General features: G+C 63.5%; 17 protein-coding genes. 12 read left to right on the top strand and 5 right to left on the bottom strand.

Going from position 1 to position 19,007, the window contains the following annotated elements; all coding sequences use genetic code 11:
- Positions 1-23 precede the first annotated feature (23 nt).
- Positions 24-1,229 (bottom strand): class I SAM-dependent methyltransferase, encoded by a 1,206-nt coding sequence (locus tag E3T51_RS09440; RefSeq protein WP_134529630.1) that lies wholly within the window; start codon positions 1,227-1,229, stop codon positions 24-26.
- 125 nt (positions 1,230-1,354) lie between these two features.
- On the opposite strand from E3T51_RS09440, the gene groES reads away from it, so the two are divergent.
- The 4 genes from groES (at position 1,355) to E3T51_RS09420 (ending at position 4,904) form a co-directional block, all read left to right on the top strand.
- A complete protein-coding gene (groES, locus tag E3T51_RS09435; protein ID WP_092107311.1) occupies positions 1,355-1,651 on the top strand; it encodes a co-chaperone GroES in 297 nt (98 codons plus the stop codon).
- Positions 1,652-1,750: 99 nt separating this feature from the next.
- Entirely contained in the window at positions 1,751-2,695 is a 945-nt protein-coding gene (gene rarD, locus E3T51_RS09430) for an EamA family transporter RarD (RefSeq protein ID WP_134529629.1), read from the top strand.
- A 75-nt stretch (positions 2,696-2,770) separates the two neighbouring features.
- Positions 2,771-3,478 carry a type 1 periplasmic-binding domain-containing protein gene (locus E3T51_RS09425; RefSeq protein WP_134529628.1) on the top strand — a complete coding sequence of 236 codons (708 nt, stop codon included), beginning with the start codon at positions 2,771-2,773 and terminating at the stop codon, positions 3,476-3,478.
- 127 nt (positions 3,479-3,605) lie between these two features.
- Entirely contained in the window at positions 3,606-4,904 is a 1,299-nt protein-coding gene (locus E3T51_RS09420) for an ABC transporter substrate-binding protein (RefSeq protein WP_134529627.1), read from the top strand.
- Positions 4,905-4,961: 57 nt separating this feature from the next.
- Here the strand turns inward: E3T51_RS09420 and E3T51_RS09415 are convergent, their stop codons facing one another.
- Genes E3T51_RS09415 through E3T51_RS09400 form a run of 4 tightly spaced genes read right to left on the bottom strand, consistent with a single transcriptional unit; the run spans position 4,962 to position 8,917 of the window.
- On the bottom strand, positions 4,962-5,729 hold the full coding sequence (locus E3T51_RS09415) for an ABC transporter ATP-binding protein (RefSeq protein WP_104193355.1): 768 nt from the start codon (positions 5,727-5,729) through the stop codon (positions 4,962-4,964).
- Positions 5,716-6,606 carry an ABC transporter ATP-binding protein gene (locus E3T51_RS09410; protein ID WP_233206011.1) on the bottom strand — a complete coding sequence of 297 codons (891 nt, stop codon included), beginning with the start codon at positions 6,604-6,606 and terminating at the stop codon, positions 5,716-5,718. Before E3T51_RS09410 ends, E3T51_RS09415 begins: the two co-directional genes overlap by 14 nt.
- Positions 6,607-6,661: 55 nt before the next feature.
- Entirely contained in the window at positions 6,662-7,642 is a 981-nt protein-coding gene (locus tag E3T51_RS09405; RefSeq protein WP_104193353.1) for a branched-chain amino acid ABC transporter permease, read from the bottom strand.
- A 9-nt stretch (positions 7,643-7,651) separates the two neighbouring features.
- Complete coding sequence (locus tag E3T51_RS09400; protein ID WP_174844582.1) at positions 7,652-8,917, bottom strand: branched-chain amino acid ABC transporter permease; 1,266 nt, start codon at positions 8,915-8,917, stop codon at positions 7,652-7,654.
- 297 nt (positions 8,918-9,214) lie between these two features.
- Here E3T51_RS09400 and guaB point away from each other — a divergent pair, with 297 nt between their 5' ends.
- The 8 genes from guaB (at position 9,215) to guaA (ending at position 18,877) form a co-directional block, all read left to right on the top strand.
- A complete protein-coding gene (gene guaB / locus E3T51_RS09395) occupies positions 9,215-10,717 on the top strand; it encodes an IMP dehydrogenase (protein ID WP_134529626.1) in 1,503 nt (500 codons plus the stop codon).
- Between the two features lie 96 nt (positions 10,718-10,813).
- Positions 10,814-11,932: a GuaB3 family IMP dehydrogenase-related protein gene (locus E3T51_RS09390; protein WP_104193350.1), complete on the top strand. Its 1,119-nt coding sequence runs from the start codon at positions 10,814-10,816 to the stop codon at positions 11,930-11,932.
- A 222-nt stretch (positions 11,933-12,154) separates the two neighbouring features.
- Positions 12,155-13,885 (top strand): glycerol-3-phosphate dehydrogenase/oxidase, encoded by a 1,731-nt coding sequence (locus E3T51_RS09385; RefSeq protein WP_134529625.1) that lies wholly within the window; start codon positions 12,155-12,157, stop codon positions 13,883-13,885.
- 146 nt (positions 13,886-14,031) lie between these two features.
- On the top strand, positions 14,032-14,559 hold the full coding sequence (locus tag E3T51_RS09380) for a cation:proton antiporter regulatory subunit (RefSeq protein WP_134529624.1): 528 nt from the start codon (positions 14,032-14,034) through the stop codon (positions 14,557-14,559).
- A gap of 3 nt (positions 14,560-14,562) precedes the next feature.
- Positions 14,563-16,038 carry a cation:proton antiporter gene (locus E3T51_RS09375; protein ID WP_134529623.1) on the top strand — a complete coding sequence of 492 codons (1,476 nt, stop codon included), beginning with the start codon at positions 14,563-14,565 and terminating at the stop codon, positions 16,036-16,038.
- A 5-nt stretch (positions 16,039-16,043) separates the two neighbouring features.
- Positions 16,044-16,823 (top strand): SURF1 family protein, encoded by a 780-nt coding sequence (locus E3T51_RS09370; RefSeq protein WP_241989268.1) that lies wholly within the window; start codon positions 16,044-16,046, stop codon positions 16,821-16,823.
- A gap of 9 nt (positions 16,824-16,832) precedes the next feature.
- Positions 16,833-17,267: a DUF3817 domain-containing protein gene (locus E3T51_RS09365; protein WP_134529621.1), complete on the top strand. Its 435-nt coding sequence runs from the start codon at positions 16,833-16,835 to the stop codon at positions 17,265-17,267.
- The gene (gene guaA, locus E3T51_RS09360) at positions 17,264-18,877 is read left to right on the top strand and encodes a glutamine-hydrolyzing GMP synthase (RefSeq protein WP_134529620.1); all 1,614 of its coding nucleotides are present in this window, start codon (positions 17,264-17,266) and stop codon (positions 18,875-18,877) included. The genes E3T51_RS09365 and guaA overlap by 4 nt, the downstream gene beginning before the upstream one ends.
- Positions 18,878-19,007: the final 130 nt, after the last annotated feature.

The following is a 19,007-nucleotide window of genomic DNA, read 5'->3' as shown; positions in this document are numbered from 1 at the left end:
CGGGATGATGCGCTGCTCGCCAGCTAGCGCACGCGCTCCACGAGCAGCGCAATGCGATGCCCGGCCGCCTGCGTCAGAATCAGGGTCGCAGACTCGGGTCCCTTGAGCTTGAGCCGAGTGCGCAACGTCGCCGGATCCACATCGACACCGCGCTTTTTGATTTCCAGGGTGCCGATCCGTCGCTCAAGCAGCGCCAGCCGAAGCTTCTTTTCGTCGAAGGGCAGGGTCTCGAGCACCCGGAACGCGCTCGCGAACGGTGTCGGAGTAAGTCTGTCGTTGGTCAGGTAGGCGATGCCCTCGCTCACCATGTGAGCGTCCAGCGACCGGGCCAGATCACCGATCAGACGCGCCCGAATCACCGCGCCGTCGGGTTCATAGACGTAATTTCCGAGGCTACCCGCTTCGACGTCTGCACTGTCTTCGGGAGCAGTTAGTTCGTGCGTGCCGCCGGGAGTTAAGAGCAGTGCCGATCGACGGATGCCGGGGCGCACGAGTGCACCAAACCACAGCCCCATCTCCACCAGCTGGCCATCCACCGACACCCATTGGGCCTCGGCGTCGACGGGAATCAGGTCGCGGTCGTGACCGGGCCCGAGCTTCATCCCGAGCGGCAAGCGGGTGGCCAGCAGGTAGGCGAAGTCGAGTGAGGGGGAGTAGTCCTCGGAGCGGGTCAGCCGCGTCGTATTGCTGTGCCCGCTCGTGCGGCGCGCCGGGTCGAGCCAGACCGCGTCGAAATCGGCGAGGTCAAACGTTTCCGCGTCGGCCTGCAGGGCAGAGGCGTTCGGAAACGGTGCGAGGTTGAAGCTCGCGACGGTCGCCGTGACCTCATCGGCGTCGATGGCGACCACCGGCAAGTCCAGGGCGGCGAGGGCCATTGCGTCGCCGCCGATGCCACAGCCGAGGTCGGCGACCCGCGGCGGGTGGCCGAGGGCTGCGCCAAGCCCGGCGAATCGGCCGGCGTGCAGCGCGGCGACCCGCAATCGCGTCGCCTGTTCCAGGCCAGCCTCAGTGAACAGCATTCGTTCGGCGAATTCACCGAACTTGAGGGTGGCTTTCACTCGCAGCCGGGACTGGCTGAGCACGGCCGACACGAGCCCTGGGGCGTGGCCTGCCTTACGTAGATCGCTCACGAGCTTCACCACATCGCCGTGGCTGTCGTAGGGCGGCAGGGAGTCCAGCAGTCGCAAACTCGCGGGGGAAAGCAGCTCAACGAGTTCGGTTCTATCCATGCAGCAACGCTACCAAAATGGCCCCCATCTGGCACTCACGTTGCGTGAGTGCCAGAACCCCCCTAAACTTCACTTGGCACTCTCGCTGTGAGTCTGCTAACCCAAATCTTAGAAAGAGGTCAACCGTGTCGGTCTCCATCAAGCCGCTCGAGGATCGCATCGTCATCAAGCAGGTCGATGCCGAGCAGACCACCGCATCAGGTCTGGTCATTCCTGACACCGCGAAGGAAAAGCCCCAGGAGGGTGAAGTTGTTGCAGTCGGCCCCGGCCGCATTGACGACAATGGCAACCGCGTCCCCCTCGACATCGCCGTCGGCGACAAGGTGATCTACTCCAAGTACGGCGGAACCGAGGTCAAGTTCGGTGGCGATGACCTTTTGGTTCTCTCCGCTCGCGACGTGCTCGCCGTCGTCGTCCGCTAGGCAGTTCTCTTCGCTCCTAGTCTCTAGACTGAAACTCCCGAATGGCATCGCCGTTCGGGAGTTTTTGTTTGTGCGCTTTCTGTTACGCAGGAGAAGATCATGACGGATGCTGCCGCATCGGCCCACACGACGGCCCATTCCACACACCGGACCGGCCTTATCTTCGGTGGCCTCTCCTACGCCCTCTGGGGTGTGCTGCCGCTCTACTTTCTGCTCCTGGCACCCTCCGGGGCATTTGAAATCGTGGCTTGGCGGGTGCTGTTCTCGCTCGCCTTCTGCGCTCTGATCATTACGGTCACCCGCACGTGGGCGGTGCTGGGGCGAGCTCTGCGGCAGTGGCGCCTGGTGTGGACTATGGGCCTGGCCGGGGTTTTCATTTTCATTAACTGGCAGACCTACGTGATCGCCGCGACCACAGGGCACGTCGTCGAAGCGGCCCTGGGCTACTTCATCAATCCGATCGTCACCGTGTTGCTCGGCGTTTTCGTGCTGCGGGAACACTTGCGGCGGCTGCAGTGGGTGGCTATCGCCATCAGCTTTGTCGCCGTCGTCGTTCTCGCCGTCGGATACGGCTCCCTGCCGTGGATCTCGCTCATTCTCGCGTTTTCCTTCGGGCTGTACGGTCTGATCAAAAAGCGCGTCGGTCCGAGCGTGGATGCCGTCACCGGCCTCACCCTTGAGACCGCATGGCTGGCACCGGTCGCCGTCGTGCAACTCGTTGTCGTCTCTGGACTCTCCGGGATCACCTTCGGCACGGTGTCGCCCTGGCATACAGCTGGCCTGCTCGCGGCCGGTGTCATCACCGCAGTACCGCTGCTGCTATTCGCCGCGGCCGCGCGGCGGCTGCCGCTGACCGTGCTCGGTCTCATCCAATTCGTGGCGCCGGTGCTGCAGTTCCTCGTGGGCGTGTTCGTTCTGGGCGAGGCAATGCCGTTCGAACGCTGGGTCGGCTTCGGTCTGGTCTGGGTGGCCCTGATCATCTTGATGCTGGATATGGTGGCCTCCGGTCTCGCTCCCCGTCGCGGCGCCCTCGAACCGGCCTAGCTCGCTCCGGTCCGGCCAGCCGATACGCTGGACCAAAAGCTTGCGCCACCCCCAGTTCAGCACCAGAGGATCCACATGCCCCGTCGCCCCACTATCGCCGCCGTCTTGTTGCTGGCCCTGGCCCTGACCGGCTGTACCGGTGCGCCGGCGGCCAAGCCGAGCACGGCCCCCACTCCGGTCGCGAGCACCAGCCCGACCGGCGACGGCACGCTGAGCATCGGCACGCTGTTTCCCATGACCGGTGCAAATGCCGCGAGCGGCGCGGCCCAGGTCGCCGGCACCCAAATCGCCGTGCGGGACATCCTTGCTGACCAGACCACTCCCACCCGTCCCGTGCAGCTCATTCACCGCAACTCCGCCGGCGACCTCGCCGCCGCCTACGCCGACCTCGCGGCGCGCGGCGTCGACCTGGTGCTGTGGGACGCAACGACGGCGTTGCCAGCGGATGCTGAAGGCTTCATTGGCAACACCCTCGTCGTGGCCCTCATTGACTTTGCCAACGGGGGGACCCCGCTCGCCGCCGACGAGGGGTTCACTGCACGGCTGAAGACCGCCGACCCGGGGCTGACTGCCACGGCTGGCGGCGCGGAAGCATACGACGGGGTAATCACGGCCGCCCTGGCCGCCGTCATCACCGCGGACGATGGTGGCGTCTCGCTCAAAGCGGGCTGGCCCCAAGTGGTTTCCGGATCGGCCGTGTGCGCATCCTGGGGAGAGTGTGTATTTGCCCTGATGGGCAAGCAGAACGTCGATTATCAAGGGATTACCGGCCGTCGTTCGTAACGATTTGATCGCTTTACAAAGTTCTCCCGTGAAGGGGTAGGTTTCCGGGCCGTTGATTGCCTACTCTGACACCACGGCAGTCAACCGGCTGACCAGTCCCACCCCTCTTTATTAATCAAGGAGCACCATGAGCGTTTTCGCGAAGGCCTCGGCTTCCCGCTCAGTTCGTACCCTCGTCACCGGTATCGCCCTCATCGGCGTGAGCGCCCTTTTGCTCACCGGCTGCAGCACTGGCGCTGCGCCGACACCCACCGACACCGAGACCGCCGTTGCGGGTTCCGACGTGAACGAGATCGTTGCCGGCGAGCGCGATCTCACCCTCAAGATTGGCGCGTTGGCGCCGCAGAGTGGCGTGCTCGCCTTCCTCGGCCCGCCCCAGGTTGCCGGCGTTGCGCTGGCCGTACAGGACATCAACGATCTGGGCCTCGGAATCACCGTCGAAGCGATCAATGCCGACGAGGGCGACACCACGACCGACGTCGCCACCGGTTCCGTCACCGACCTCATCGGCCAGGACGTCACCGCGATCGTGGGAGCGGCGGCATCCGCTGTGACCAGAACCGTGATCGATTCGATCACCGGCGCCGGCATCGTCGAGGTCTCGCCGTCGAATACCGGGCTCGACTTCACGACCTACAACGATGGCGGCCTGTACTTTCGCACCTCGCCGTCTGACCTGTTGCAGGGCGAAGTTCTCGGAACCAAGATCGCCGAGGATGGTGTGAGCACCCTGGGCTTGATCGTGGTCAATGATGCCTATGGAACGGGCCTCGCCGACGTCATCACGTCAACCTTTGAGGGCACCGGAGGCAAAGTCGTGGCCACCTCGCTCTTCAATACCGGGGAAACCAACTTCACTTCGCAGATCTCCGATGTGACCGCCGAAGACCCCGACGCGATTGCGATCGTCACCTTCGACCAGTCGATATCGATCGTTCCCGCACTGGTCGCCGGGGGATTCCCCGGAGACAAGCTGTACTTCGTTGACGGCAGCCTCAAGGACTACAGCACCAACTTTTCGGCCGGTCTGATCGCCGGATCACAGGGGACGGCCCCAGGCCTCGACCTGGCCACCCTCGGCGAGTTCCAGTCCCGACTGCTCGAAATCGATCCGACGCTCAAGGACTATCTCTACGCGGCCGAAGCCTACGACGCCGTCATGTTGATCGCCCTGGCCGCCTATGCGGGTAACGATGTATCGGGCGAGTCGATTGCCAGCTACATGCAGCAGGTCTCCGGCGGTTCCGGAGATGGAACCAAGGTCGAAGATTTCGGTGCAGCAGCCGAGGCTCTCGCCAACGGTGAGCAGGTCGACTATGACGGGTTCTCCGGTCCGATCACCCTCGATGAGAATGGTGACCCGACCGAGGCCACCATCGGTATTTACAAGTACGCCGAGGACAACACGTACTCTCGCACCAACTAGTCACCCGGCATGACTAAAGGGCCCCGGCTTCGGCCGGGGCCCTTTAGTCATGCTTGATTAGTCCTGCCCTAGGGTGCCCAGGTACAAGCCGATTACCTGGGGGTCGTTCAAGAGCTCGCGTCCGGTGCCGGTGTAGGCGTCGCGGCCCTGATCGAGCACGTAACCGCGGTCACAGATCTGCAGGCAGCGGCGCGCGTTCTGCTCGACCATAATCGTGGTCACGCCAGCATTGTTGATCTCCTTCACCCGCAGGAACGCCTCGTCCTGGCGCACGGGTGAGAGACCGGCGCTCGGTTCGTCGAGCAGCAGCACGTGTGGTCCCATCATCAGCGCACGGCTCATGGCGACCATCTGCCGTTCGCCGCCGGAGAGTGACCCCGCACGCTGGGACATCCGTTTGCCGAGTTCCGGGAAAATCTCAGTGACGAATGCCAGGCGTTCGACGAGTCCCTTTGGCTTGAGAAAGATGCCCATTTCGAGGTTCTCGCGAATGGTCAGCGTGGGGAACACGTTGTTGTTCTGCGGTACAAACCCCACGCCCTGCGCGACCAGCTTGTTCGCCTTGAGGTTGGTGATGTTTGTGCCGCGGAGCAGAATCTCGCCGTCGCGCACCTTCACCTGGCCGAAGATCGACTTGAGCAACGTCGATTTGCCGGCACCGTTCGGGCCGATGATGCCGATCAGTTCGCCGGCGTAGGCGGTGAGCGAGCAGGAGTTGAGAATGTTCACGCCGGTGACGTAGCCGGCGGTGACGTTCTTGACCTCGACGACGGCTTCACGGGTTTCGGTCGGCATTGGTGTGTTCAGCGGGTTAGCGTTCGTCATCGAGCAACTCCTTTATGGCTGACACGTGCTCGGTTTCGGCGCCCGGGTCTTGCCCAATGTCTTCGTCGTGATGCTGGCCGAGGTAGGCGTCGATCACGGCCGGGTTCTTCATGACCTCGTGCGGGTCGCCCTCGGCGACCACCTTGCCCTCGGCCATCACGATTACCCAGTCGGCGATGTGGCGCACCATGTGCATGTCGTGCTCCACGAACAGAACGGTCATTCCTTGCGATTTGAGGTTGAGAATGTGATCGAGCAGCGACTGGGTGAGGGCCGGATTGACCCCGGCCATTGGCTCGTCGAGCATCACCAGGGTGGGGTCGCTCATCAGTGCCCGCGCCATTTCGAGGAGTTTGCGCTGGCCACCGGAGAGGCTTGCCGCGTAGTCGTCTTTCTTGGTATCGAGCTTGAACCGGGTGAGCAGGTCGAGCGCTTTGGCGCGGTTCGCCTCCTCTTGGGTACGCCAGAGAAACGGTAGCAGGGCGCGGAACATGTTCTCGCCGGTCTGACCCTTGGCGCCGAGGAGCATGTTATCCATGACGCTCAACAGTCCGAGGGCTTTGGTGAGCTGGAACGTGCGAATCTGGCCCATGCGGGCGACCCTATAGGCGGGCATTCCGGCCAGGGAACGACCATCAAACATCCACTTGCCGTCGTTGGGCTTGTCAAAGCCGGTCAGCAGGTTGAACAGGGTCGTCTTGCCGGCACCGTTCGGGCCGATCAGCGCAGTGATCGCGCCGCGCGGAACTTCCAGGTGGTCGACGTCGACGGCGGTGAGTCCGCCGAAAGAACGGCGTACCTTATCGACGACGAGAATCGGGTCTACCTTGCGGCAGCCCGGTTCGGCGTCGCCGACGTGCAAACCGGTCGTTTTAATTGGTTTTTGGGTGGGAACGGGCGGCTCAAGGGGAGCGACCGGATCGAGACCAGCGTTAGCGGACAAAAGCCAACTCCTTCTTGTTGCCAAACACGCCTTGCGGTCTGAAAATGACTATCAGCATGATTGCCACTCCCACCAGAATGAAGCGCAGCTGGCCGCCCTGAATAGTCGTCATGAACGGCAGCCAGCCCGCCTCGACGGCTCGGGACACGAAGCCGGAGAAGAACGACAACAGCACCCAGAAGATCATCGAGCCGATGATCGGGCCGAGCACTGTCGCTGCGCCGCCGAGCAACAGAATGGCATAGATGAAGAAGGTCAGCGTTGTCTGGTAGTTCGAGGGCACCACCGCGCGCGGCAGCGCGAAGATCATTCCGGCGATGGTGCCGAACACCCCGCCTAGAATAAGCGACTGCATTTTGTAGGCGTAGACGTTCTTGCCGAGGGCGCGCACGGCGTCTTCGTCTTCTCGAATACCTTTTATCACTCGACCCCACGGGCTGCGCATGACCTGCCACACGAACAGTGCCGCCAGGATCACGATGGACCAGGCTACGATGCGCAGCCAGGTGTCGTAGGCGTTGTTCTCGAACGGTCCGAAACCGTAGCTGCCTTCAGCGAGAGGGTTGAGGGCCGCGAACCCGTTCTTGTACCCGCTCAGGCCGTTGGCCGACCCGGTAACCGAGGCAAAAGTGTTCGTCGTGAACAGTAGCCGCACGATCTCTGCGGCAGCGATCGTGACGATCGCCAGATAGTCAGCGCGAAGTCGCAGCGTAGGAATACCCAAAATCAAAGCGAAAACAACGGAGGCCCCGACACCGACGAGAAACGCGCCCCAGACCGGAAAACCAAAGGTCAGAATCGAGATCGCGTAGCCGTAGGCTCCGAGCGCCATGAAGCCGGCCTGACCGAAGTTCAGCAGGCCGGTGTAGCCGAAGTGCACGGCGAGGCCGAGCGCGGCGAGTGCGTACGCTGCGGTGGTCGGGCTGATCAGCTCGACGGCTGCGTTGTTGAAGATTGCTTCCCAGTCCATCGTGAACCCCTAACCAATTCTCTCTTTGCGACCCATGATGCCCTGCGGCCGAAACAGCAGAACCAGGATCAGGACCACGAGTGCACCGACGTACTTCATGTCGGACGGAAGCCACAGCGTCGACAACTCCACGAAGAGGCCGACGATGATGGAGCCGATCAGTGCTCCGAAGGCGGTGCCGAGGCCACCGAGGGTGACGGCGGCGAAGACCAGCAGAAGCATCTGGAATCCCATATCCCAGCTGACCCCTGGACGGAAGTACGCCCACAAGACTCCGCTGAGTCCGGCCAGCGCGGCACCGGTGACCCAGACGATGCGAATGACGTTGTCGACGTCGATACCACTGGCCGAGGCGAGGCTGGGATTGTCGGAGACGGCTCTCGTGGCTTTGCCGATGCGGGTGCGCAGCAGAAAATAAGCCACCCCGAGCAGCACGACCACACTGATGCCCATGCTGATCAGATCGATCGGAGACAGCGAGATTGGGCCGAATTTGAGGTCTGTCTGCCCGGCCCCCGGTAGCTGACTCGTACTGCCGCCGAAGAAATATTGAAAGAGATAGCGCAGCGCCAGCGAGAGACCGATGCTGACGATCATCAGTGGGATGAGCGCGACCCCCCGGCGTCGCAATGGTTTCCAGATCACCGCATCGAGGCCCCAACCGAGCGCGCCGCTGAGCGCGATTGCAATGAGGATGGCGAGCCAGATGGGCAAGCCCAGCTGCACTGAGAAGACCAGGGTCATCAGCGCGCCGAAGGTGATCATCTCGGCGTGGGCGAAGTTGCTTAGCCCGGTCGTGCCGAAGATGAGCGACAACCCGATCGCGGCGAGGGCGAGCAGCAGGCCGAAATTCAGGCCGTTGACGAAACGGTTGACGAACTGGTCGAAGAAGCTCACCGTATTGCGAGTGTCTTCACCGAGAAAAAAGTTGACCGACTTTCGGTCGGTCAGCCCGAATTCCGCATCGATGACGTTGGCGCCCTTAGCGACGACGACGCCCTTCGGTAGGGTTTCTTCGTCGAGAGTGACCTCGTAGGTGCCCTTTTCGGGAACCCCGATCGCCCACCGACCCTCAGTATCTGTGACCGTGTCAGCCTGGTAGCCGTTGCCGTCAACGGCGATCGCGACGCCGTCGAGCGCATCACCGTTGAACTGTACGTTGCCCGAGATGGTGAAATCGAACTCGGTGCCCACCTCGTCGGCGTGAGCGCTGCTCACCGAGAAGGTGGCCATGGTCAAGGTCGCCAGAAGCGTGACAAACAGGATGGCGAGCATCCTGGGTATGTATCTCTGAGCCGTAGGTGTGGGCTGCACGGGACCTCCATGTTGGTGCCGACCGATGGGTAACCGAGCGGGCGCCGGGTAACTGCTGCCAACGTCGTCGTTGAGAGTATTTGCCGATTATGTCCTATAAGTTTCGAAACTTTGCACCAGACAGTAAATGTGAGCGGAATGTGATGACCCCAAACATGCTTAACATTGAAGGAGCGGTTATTTCAGATCACGTCCCATGGGGTGATCACGCGTTTTGCCGCATAATTTTTTTGTTTTTAGCTATAGGTAAGGGGTTACATGGATCAGCCAGATCCGTTCGGATTCACCGGGCTCACCTACGACGACGTGCTGCTCCTGCCGGGGCACACCGACGTCATTCCCAGCGAAGCGGTCACCAAATCCCGCTTGACCCGGCGCATCGACGTGTCGCTGCCGCTGCTCTCCAGCGCCATGGATACGGTCACCGAAACGCGCATGGCCATCGCCATGGCCCGCGAGGGCGGCCTCGGAATTCTGCACCGCAACCTCGCAATCGGTGATCAGGCCGAACAGGTCGACCTGGTCAAGCGCAGCGAATCCGGAATGATCACCAACCCGGTCACCACGTCGCCCGACGCCACCGTGGCCGAGGTGGACGCCCTATGCGGCCAGTTCCGCGTGAGCGGGCTCCCCGTCATTGACGGCGAGGGAATTCTGGTCGGTATCATCACCAACCGGGACATGCGTTTCGTGCCGTACGCCAAGAAGGCGCTCACCCGGGTGAGCGAGGTCATGACGAGGTCCCCGCTGATCACCGGCAAGGTTGGAATGGCCCCGGAAGACGCACTGGCAATCTTCGCGAAGCACAAGATCGAAAAGCTCCCCCTGATCGATGCCAACGGCAAGCTCACCGGCCTGATCACCGTGAAGGACTTCGACAAGAGCGAGGAATATCCCCTCGCCACCAAGGACGATGCCGGACGCCTCCGCGTAGGCGCGGCCATCGGCTTCTTCGGTGACGCCTGGCAGCGGGCGACCGCCCTGCTCGAATCCGGGGTGGACGTGCTTGTGGTCGACACGGCCAACGGTGACAGTGCCGGCGTGCTGGACATCATCCGCCGGCTGAAATCGGACAAGGCGTTCGCCGACGTCGACGTGATCGGCGGAAACGTGGCTACCCGCTCTGGCGCCCAGGCGCTCATCGACGCGGGCGCGGACGCGATCAAGGTGGGAGTGGGCCCCGGCTCAATCTGCACCACCCGCATCGTGGCCGGGGTGGGCGTACCCCAGATCACTGCCGTCTACCAGGCCTCGCTTGCCGCGCGGGAAACCGGCATTCCGGTCATCGCCGACGGCGGGCTGCAGTATTCCGGTGACATCGCCAAGGCCCTCGTGGCCGGCGCCGACACCGTCATGCTTGGCTCCCTGCTGGCCGGCTGCACCGAAAGCCCCGGCGAGCTCGTGTTCGTCAACGGTAAGCAGTTCAAGACCTATCGCGGCATGGGCTCTCTCGGAGCGCTGCAGACCCGCGGCACGAAGACGTCGTATTCCAAGGACCGCTACTTTCAGAACGACGTTCCCAGCGACGAGAAACTGATTCCCGAGGGCATCGAGGGCCAGGTCCCGTTCCGCGGACCCCTCGCCGCTGTGGCTTACCAGCTGGTCGGCGGCCTGCGCCAGTCCATGTTCTATGTGGGGGCCCGCACCATCGCCGAGCTCAAGCAAAAGGGCAAGTTCGTGCGCATCACGCCCGCCGGGCTCAAGGAATCGCACCCGCACGACGTGCAGATCGTGGTCGAGGCCCCGAACTACCGGCGGTAGGGCTTCTCGGGCCGCTACCCCCGCTTCTGAATCGGGCGGGGGTAGCAGCATCCGCTTGGAAAAAGGGATGTCGGTGGCTGCCTCTAAACTGGAACCATGGAAATCGAGATCGGCCGTTCCAAGCGCGCACGCCGCGTATATGCCTTCGACGACATCGCGGTGGTGCCCAGTCGGCGCACCCGCGATCCGGAGGACGTGTCGGTCGGCTGGACCATCGACGCCTACCAGTTCGCCATACCGGTCCTGGCCGCGCCCATGGACTCCGTCGTCTCGCCCACCACGGCCATCATGATGGGGCAGCTGGGCGGCGTCGGCGTGCTCGACCTCGAGGGCCTCTGGACCCGGCACGAGAACCCCGAGCCGCTGCTCGCCGAAATTCACAGCCTGCCCGCCGATAAGGCGACAGCGCGCATGCAGGAGATGTACTCCGCCCCCATTCAGCCAGCCCTGGTCACCGCCCGGCTTGCCGAGATTCGCGCGGGAGGCGTCACCGTGGCCGGGGCGCTCTCGCCCCAGCGCACCCAGGAATTGTACGAAACCGTCGTCGCCGCTGGCGTGGACCTGTTCGTCATTCGCGGCACCACCGTGTCGGCCGAGCACGTGTCGCAGAACCAGGAACCGCTCAACCTCAAGAAGTTCATCTATGAACTCGACGTGCCCGTCATTGTCGGCGGCGCTGCCACCTACACGGCGGCGCTGCACCTCATGCGCACGGGCGCCGCGGGCGTTTTGGTCGGTTTCGGCGGGGGAGCGGCGTCGACCACCCGCGCGACCCTCGGCATCCACGCGCCAATGGCGACTGCCGTAGCGGATGTCGCCGGCGCGCGCCGCGACTACATGGACGAATCCGGCGGGCGATACGTGCACGTCATCGCCGACGGCGGCCTCGGTACCTCGGGTGACATCGTCAAGGCCATCGCCTGCGGCGCCGACGCCGTCATGCTCGGTACCGCCCTGGCGCGGGCAACGGATGCCCCCGGTGGCGGGTTCCACTGGGGCGCCGAGGCGCACCACCCCCAGCTTCCGCGCGGTAAGCGGGTCGAGGTGGGCACGGTCGCCCCGCTCGAAGAGATTCTGTACGGCCCGGCACCGGTCGCGGACGGCACTGCCAACCTCGTCGGTGCGCTGCGTCGGTCGATGGCAACCACTGGTTACTCAGATCTCAAAGAATTTCAGCGGGTTGAAGTGGTTGTCGCGCCGTACCGAGTGAACTAGCGTCAGTGTGAACCAACTTCGGTGTGAACCAACTTCGGTGTGAACCAACTTCGGTGTGAACCAACTTCGGTGTGAACTAGCGTCGGTGTGAACTAGCGTCGGTGTGAATCAACTCCGAGGACAGACGTACTTTCAGCATTACGCGCAACACTGATGTCGCAATTGTTTGTCGCACCTCCCCTGACCTCTCGTCTTCAACACTGAGTCTGAACAGGAGTAGTAATGGCCTCCCACAATTCGGTTACCCGGTCCACGAAATTGGGGCCTGAGGAGCGGGTCGCCGCTCTGGCCAAGCTCAAGGAAAAAGAACTCGACATTCTTGTCGTCGGCGGCGGCATCGTCGGTGCCGGAGCTGCCCTTGATGCCGTCACCCGCGGCTTGAGCGTGGGCATCCTCGAGGCGCGGGACTGGGCGTCGGGCACGTCGAGCCGGTCATCCAAGCTCGTGCACGGTGGCATCCGATATTTGGAGCAGCTCGACTTTCGCCTCGTGCGTGAGGCGCTCACCGAGCGGGGCCTGCTGCTGCAGCGCATCGCGCCGCACTTGGTGAAGCCGGTGCGGTTTCTGTACCCGCTCAAGAAGCGCTTCACCGAACGGTTCTATATCGGCGCCGGAATGCTGCTCTACGACATCTTCTCCTACACGGGCGGGCGACCGCCCGGCGTGCCGCACCACCGCCACCTGTCGAAGAGTCAGGTGCAGAAGCTCATCCCGAGTCTTGCCAACGATGCCCTGGTCGGCGGTATCACCTACTACGACGCCCAGGTCGACGACGCCCGCTACGTTTCGTCTCTTGTGCGCACCGCCTCGTTCTATGGTGCCCATGCGGCTAGCCGGGTGCGCGTGGAAGGCTTTATCAAGGTGGGGGAGCGCGTCGTCGGCGTGCGCGCCCACGACCTGCAGACTGACGAACACTTCGAGGTGCGGGCCAAACAGGTCGTGAACGCGACCGGCGTCTGGACCGACGATACCCAGCGCATGGTCGGCGAACGTGGCACCTTCAAGGTACGGGCGTCGAAAGGCGTGCACCTTGTGGTTCCGCGCGACCGATTCCAAAGCGCCATGGGCTTGCTGCTGCGCACCGAGAAGAGTGTTCTGTTTGTGATTCCGTGGGGCCGGCACTGGCTCATTGGCACGACCGATACCGACTGGTATCTCGACAAGGCGCATCCGGCCGCGACGGCGGCCGACATCGACTACATCCTCGAACACATCAATGAGGTCTTGACGGTACCTCTCACCCGGGAAGACGTCGAGGGTGTCTATGCCGGTCTTCGTCCGCTGCTGGCCGGTGAGAGTGATCAGACTTCCAAGTTGTCCCGCGAACACCTCGTAGGGCATTCGGTGCCCGGCCTCGTTGTGATCGCCGGCGGAAAGTGGACCACCTACCGCATCATGGCCAAGGACGCAGTGGATGCCGCGGTCTCGGCCCTCGATGGCCGCATTCCCGCTTCGGTGACCCAAGACATCCCCTTGCTCGGTGCCGAGGGCTATCAGGCGGCGTGGAATAAGCGCGGCAAGATAGCCAGGGCGTTCGGCGTGCACACCGTGCGGGTGGAACACCTGCTCAACCGCTATGGAACCCTCACCGACGAGCTGCTGGACCTCATTCGCGCCAACCCGACGCTCGCCGAACCGCTGCCCGGCGCCGACGACTACATCGGCGCCGAAGTCGTCTACGCTGCCTCGCACGAGGGCGCGCTTCACCTCGAAGATGTGCTCGCGCGCCGCACTCGCATCTCGATCGAGGCGTGGGACCGCGGGGTCTCGGCCGCACCCGTCGCCGCCGCGCTGATGGCCGGCGTGCTCGGCTGGGACCAGGAGCGCATCGACCGCGAGGTCGGCTTCTACCTCACCCGGGTTGCCGCCGAGCGTGCTTCGCAGGAGGAGCCGAACGACGAATCCGCCGACCGGGTGCGCCTCGAGGCCCCCGACATTGTGGTCACCAACTAGCTGCGACCGCGTCACTGCGCCAGCTGTCGGTGGCCGCGCCCATTCGCGGTAACCGCTCCAGCTTTAAGTGGCGCGCGCGGCGCGCAGCGGTAAAAGAGGCTCCGGTAGACTAGGGCTACTGCACCTAGACCTCAGGAGTCATGACAATGGTTGATGTTCGGCGGGTCAAACTTCCCGGCGTGGGTGTGCTGCACACCTTCATCACGGATGACGGTGGCAAGGTTGGCGTCATCGCTCATCGTTCCGGCCACAGCGACCTCATTACCTTCGCTGACGACGAGGGAGGACCAGATGCGAGCAAGGTCTCGCTGCGGCTCAATGAGGACGAGGCACACACCCTCGCTGAGTTGCTCGGCGGCACCCAGATCACCGAGTCGCTCAGCGCCCTAGATCAGATTCCCGGACTCAGCATCGACTGGTTCACCGTGGACTATGAAGACCACATCGCCGGCCAGACCCTCGGCAACCCGGCCGACCGCGGCATCGCCGGACTCACCGTCGTCGCCGTCGTGCGCGGCGAATCGGCCAACCCGGCCCCCGCTGCCGACTTCAAGGTCTTCCCCGGTGACACGCTCGTCGTCGCGGGTTCGCCTGAAAAAGTCGTCAAGGCCTTCGCGTTCTTCCGCACCGGTGAAGTGAAGGCGAAGACCGTCGACGCTCCACCCGGGGGGTAATCGATGCACCTGGGCGAAGATCTCCTCGTTCTTGGCATACTGCTCGTCGTCGCCTACGTTCTTGGCCGCCTGGGCAAGCTGATCGGGCTCCCCACCATCCCGATCTATATGATTGTGGGCCTTCTCGCGAGTCCGAACACCGACTTCTTCCCCTTGGACTTTCAGGCCGCGGACATCGAACTCATCGCGGTGTTCGGCCTGATTCTGTTGTTGTTCAGCCTCGGCCTCGAGTTCGACCAGGAGGAATTCTTCGGCAACGCCAAAACCCTGATCATCTCCGGCGGATCCTGGATTCTCATCAACATGGGCGCCGGCTTCATCTTCGGCCTGCTCGTGGGCTGGGGACCGCGCGAAGCCCTCGTTATCGCAGGCATGACCGGTACTTCCTCGAGCGCGATCATCACCAAACTGCTCATCGAACTTCGCCGCCTCGCGAACAAAGAGACACCGATGATCCTCGGCGTGACCGTGGTCGGCGATATCTTCATCGCCATCTACCTGTCGATCGTCTCCGTTGTACTCAGCGGAAAGACCGAGATCTGGCCGATCGTGCTGCAGCTTTCCATCGCATTCCTCTTTCTCGTGGCCATGTTCTCGCTCGCCAGATGGGGCGGCCGAGTCGTATCCCGCCTCATGCGCACCAAAGACGACGAGCTGTTCACTATTTTGTTCTTCGGCCTCGTGGTTTTGTTTGCCGGCATCGGCGAGATCATCGGTGTGACGGATGCGATTGGCGCGTTCCTGGTCGGCGTCGTGCTCGGCGCGAGCAGCTATCGCGCCAGGATCGAACGCGTGGCGGTACCGTTGCGGGATATTTTCGCGGCATTCTTCTTTCTCAACTTCGGCCTCGCCCTCGATGTGGCCCAGTTCGGATCGGTGATCTTCGTCGTGCTGATCGCCATCGTGATGACGTTCATCTTGAGCCTGCTGTCGGGAGCGCTGCTGGCCTGGCTGCACAAAATGGGGCCGCGCGAGGCCCTCAACACCGCCGCGATCTTCGTCAATCGCGGCGAGTTCACGCTGATTCTGGCAACGCTCTCCGTCTCGGCCGGGCTCGACCCGCGGTTGCAACCGTTCGCGGGACTCTACGTCTTGGTCATGGCAATCCTTGGTCCGCTGTTCGCGGCGAATTCCGAGAAGATCGGGTCGGCGCTGCGCCGCCGGATGTCAGTATCCGTTAAACCTCGTGCGCCGCGCAACCCGATGCTCGACGAAGAGATCGCCCTTGTCGAGGCTGCGACGGCCGCCCAGGCAGCGGAGGCCGACGAGTCCACGCGCCGGGGGTCCAAGTACGACTCGGCCAATTCCCAAGCGTCGGTCGATAATGTGAATACAGTACGACGTGCGCATTCGGGCGATTCTGACTTAGATTCGATGGCCGATTTCGCGCTCGGTCAGCACACCCCAGAACCCGATGAGACGGCCGACACACCGGCACGCAAACCCGGGCGAGAAAACCACACAGGTGACTATTCGTGATCAGAATGATGCTGCGCCCCCGCTGGGTGGCCGCACTGCTGCTTGCCCTCGGCATTGCGGCGGCTTTTGCCCTGCTCGGGCACTGGCAGCTGGACCGCGCCATCGAGTCCGGCGTCGTTGTGGAGCGCAGTACCGAGCAGGTGAAGCCGCTCGTCGAAGTGGCGCAACCTGACGGCGGGGTGACGCAGATCGCGACCGGCCAGATGGTAGCCGCCGACGGCAGCTGGGTGGCCGGTGACGAGACGCTGATCACGACCCGCTTTAACGGCGGCGTCAAAGGGTTCTGGGTCGTCAGCCATTTTCGAACGGATGCCGCCGTCAGCATCGCCGTTGCGCGCGGATGGGCTTCAGACAGGGCCACGGCCGAGGCCGCCATCGAAGCCCTGCAGACCGAGCCGGAAAACACTCCGGTCACCCTGACCGGGCGTTTTCTTACGGGCGAGGCCCCCGAGCTGCCCGACCCCGAGGGCGATTCAATGGAGCTGACGAAGGTCGCGCCATCCGCTCTGATCAATCTGTGGACCGATTTCACCGACCAGTCGGTGTATTCCGCCTATATCGTCGACGCTGCGGCCCCGACGGGCCTCGACCTGATCGACTCCCCGATACCCCAGGTCGACCAGTCGCTGAACTGGCTGAACATCTTCTACGCGATCGAGTGGGTCGTCTTCGCCGGTTTTGCCGTGTTCTTCTGGTACCGGATGGTGCGTGATGCCGTGGAACGCGAGCAGGAAGAAGCAGCGCTCGAGAGCGCCGCTGCCGGGGCTCCCAGCGCGGGCGCGTAGAATCAGCCCATGCCACTTGATCCCAAGCCCGCCGATATTTCCCGAATCCCCGGTGCGCTTCGGCTCTACCAGGTGTCGTCCATCATTACCGGTGTTTTTCTGCTACTGCTCTGCGCCGAGGTCTACGCCAAGTTCGTGCTCGGCTACGAACTTGAGATGAACGGCTCCGAAGGTTTTCTCGCCCTCGTGCCCCGAGACACGGTCGCCGCGATCAACCTCAGCACGATCATTTTGATCGTGCACGGCTGGTTCTACGTGCTGTACCTGTTCGCCGACTTTCGCTTGTGGAGCCTGATGCGCTGGCCGTTCCCGCTCTTCGTGCTGATCGCTCTCGGCGGCGTCATTCCCACGCTCTCGTTCTTCCTGGAAGGCCCCATGACCCGCCGCGTCAAACGTTCCCTCGCGCAGCTCGAAGCAAAAAAGACCGCCGAGGTATGTTCATGAATGCCGCCGCCGATGCACCGGATGCTCCCGTCGCCGACTCGGGGCTGGATCGCCCCGTTCTCGTGGTCGACTTCGGCGCGCAGTATGCGCAGCTGATCGCGCGGCGCGTGCGTGAGGCATCCGTATATTCAGAGATCGTGCCGCACACCATCACTGCCGCCGAGGTGGTAGCCAAAAATCCGCGCGGAATCGTGCTGAGCGGGGGACCGTCAAGCGTTTACGCCGAGGGTGCGCCCACCTTTGACGCCGCGATCTTCGAACTCGGCGTGCCCGTTCTCGGCATCTGTTACGGCTTCCAGGTGATGGCGACCGCCCTCGGCGGCACCGTCGCCCACACCGGGGGCCGCGAATACGGCTCGACCCCCGTCATGGTCGGCAACGCCGACAACGTGCTGCTCGCTGACCAGCCCAACAGCCAGACGGTGTGGATGAGCCACGGCGACTCGGTCGCTACCGCGCCCGAAGGGTTCACCGTGCTCGCCTCGTCGACCTCCACCCCGGTCGCGGCATTCGCCAACGATGAAAAGCGGCTCTACGGCGTGCAATGGCACCCCGAGGTCAAGCACTCCGAAAACGGCCAGCACGTGCTCGAGAACTTTCTGCACCGCGCCGCCGGAATCAACCCCGACTGGAACAGCGGCAACGTCATCGCCGAGCAGGTCGCAAAGATTCGCGCCCAGGTCGGCAGCGGCAAGGTCATCTGCGGACTCTCCGGCGGAGTCGACTCTGCCGTGGCCGCGGCCCTCGTGCACAAGGCCATCGGCGACCAGCTGGTCTGCGTTTTCGTCGACCACGGCCTGCTGCGCGAAGACGAACGTCGCCAGGTTGAAGAGGATTACGTGAAGGCCACCGGCATTCGCCTGGTCACCGTCGACGTGCGCGAGCAGTTCCTCACGGCGCTCGAGGGCGTGAGCGACCCGGAGACCAAGCGCAAGATCATCGGCCGCGAGTTCATCCGTACCTTCGAGCAGGCCCAGGCTGAACTGATCGAGGAGGCCAAGGAAATCGATGGCGACCCGATCCGCTTCCTCGTGCAGGGCACGCTCTACCCCGACGTCGTCGAATCCGGCGGCGGTAGCGGTACTGCCAACATCAAGAGCCATCACAACGTCGGCGGTCTGCCTGACGACCTCAAGTTCGAACTGGTCGAACCGCTGCGTACCCTGTTCAAGGACGAGGTGCGCGCGATCGGCGCCGAGCTCGGCCTGCCTGCCGAAATCGTGCAGCGCCAGCCGTTTCCCGGCCCCGGCCTCGGCATTCGCATCGTCGGCTCGATCAACCAGGAACGCCTCGATCTGCTGCGCAAAGCGGATGCGATCGTGCGCTACGAGTTGACCGCCGCCGGCCTCGACCGCGAGATCTGGCAGTGCCCGGTCGTGCTGCTCGCCGATGTGCGGTCAGTGGGCGTGCAGGGTGACGGCCGCACCTACGGCCACCCCATAGTGCTGCGACCCGTGTCGTCGGAAGACGCCATGACCGCCGACTGGACTCGCCTGCCGTACGACCTGCTCGCGAAGATTTCAAACCGCATCACGAACGAGGTAGACGGCGTCAACCGTGTCGTGCTCGACGTTACATCGAAGCCGCCGGGAACCATTGAGTGGGAGTGATCCTGCAGCACCGTTGAAACAGGAGCGTGACAAGAGGGGCCGGCTCGCAGGAGCCGGCCCCTCGGCCGTGGGCGTGCCCGCGGCATCCGCTCGTGAGCGCGTCCGCTATGGGTGAGCGCACCCGTGATAG

The sequence above is a fragment of the Cryobacterium serini genome, assembly GCF_004404025.1.
GTDB lineage: Bacteria > Actinomycetota > Actinomycetes > Actinomycetales > Microbacteriaceae > Cryobacterium > Cryobacterium serini.
This window is presented reverse-complemented; position numbering and strand designations above follow the sequence as displayed.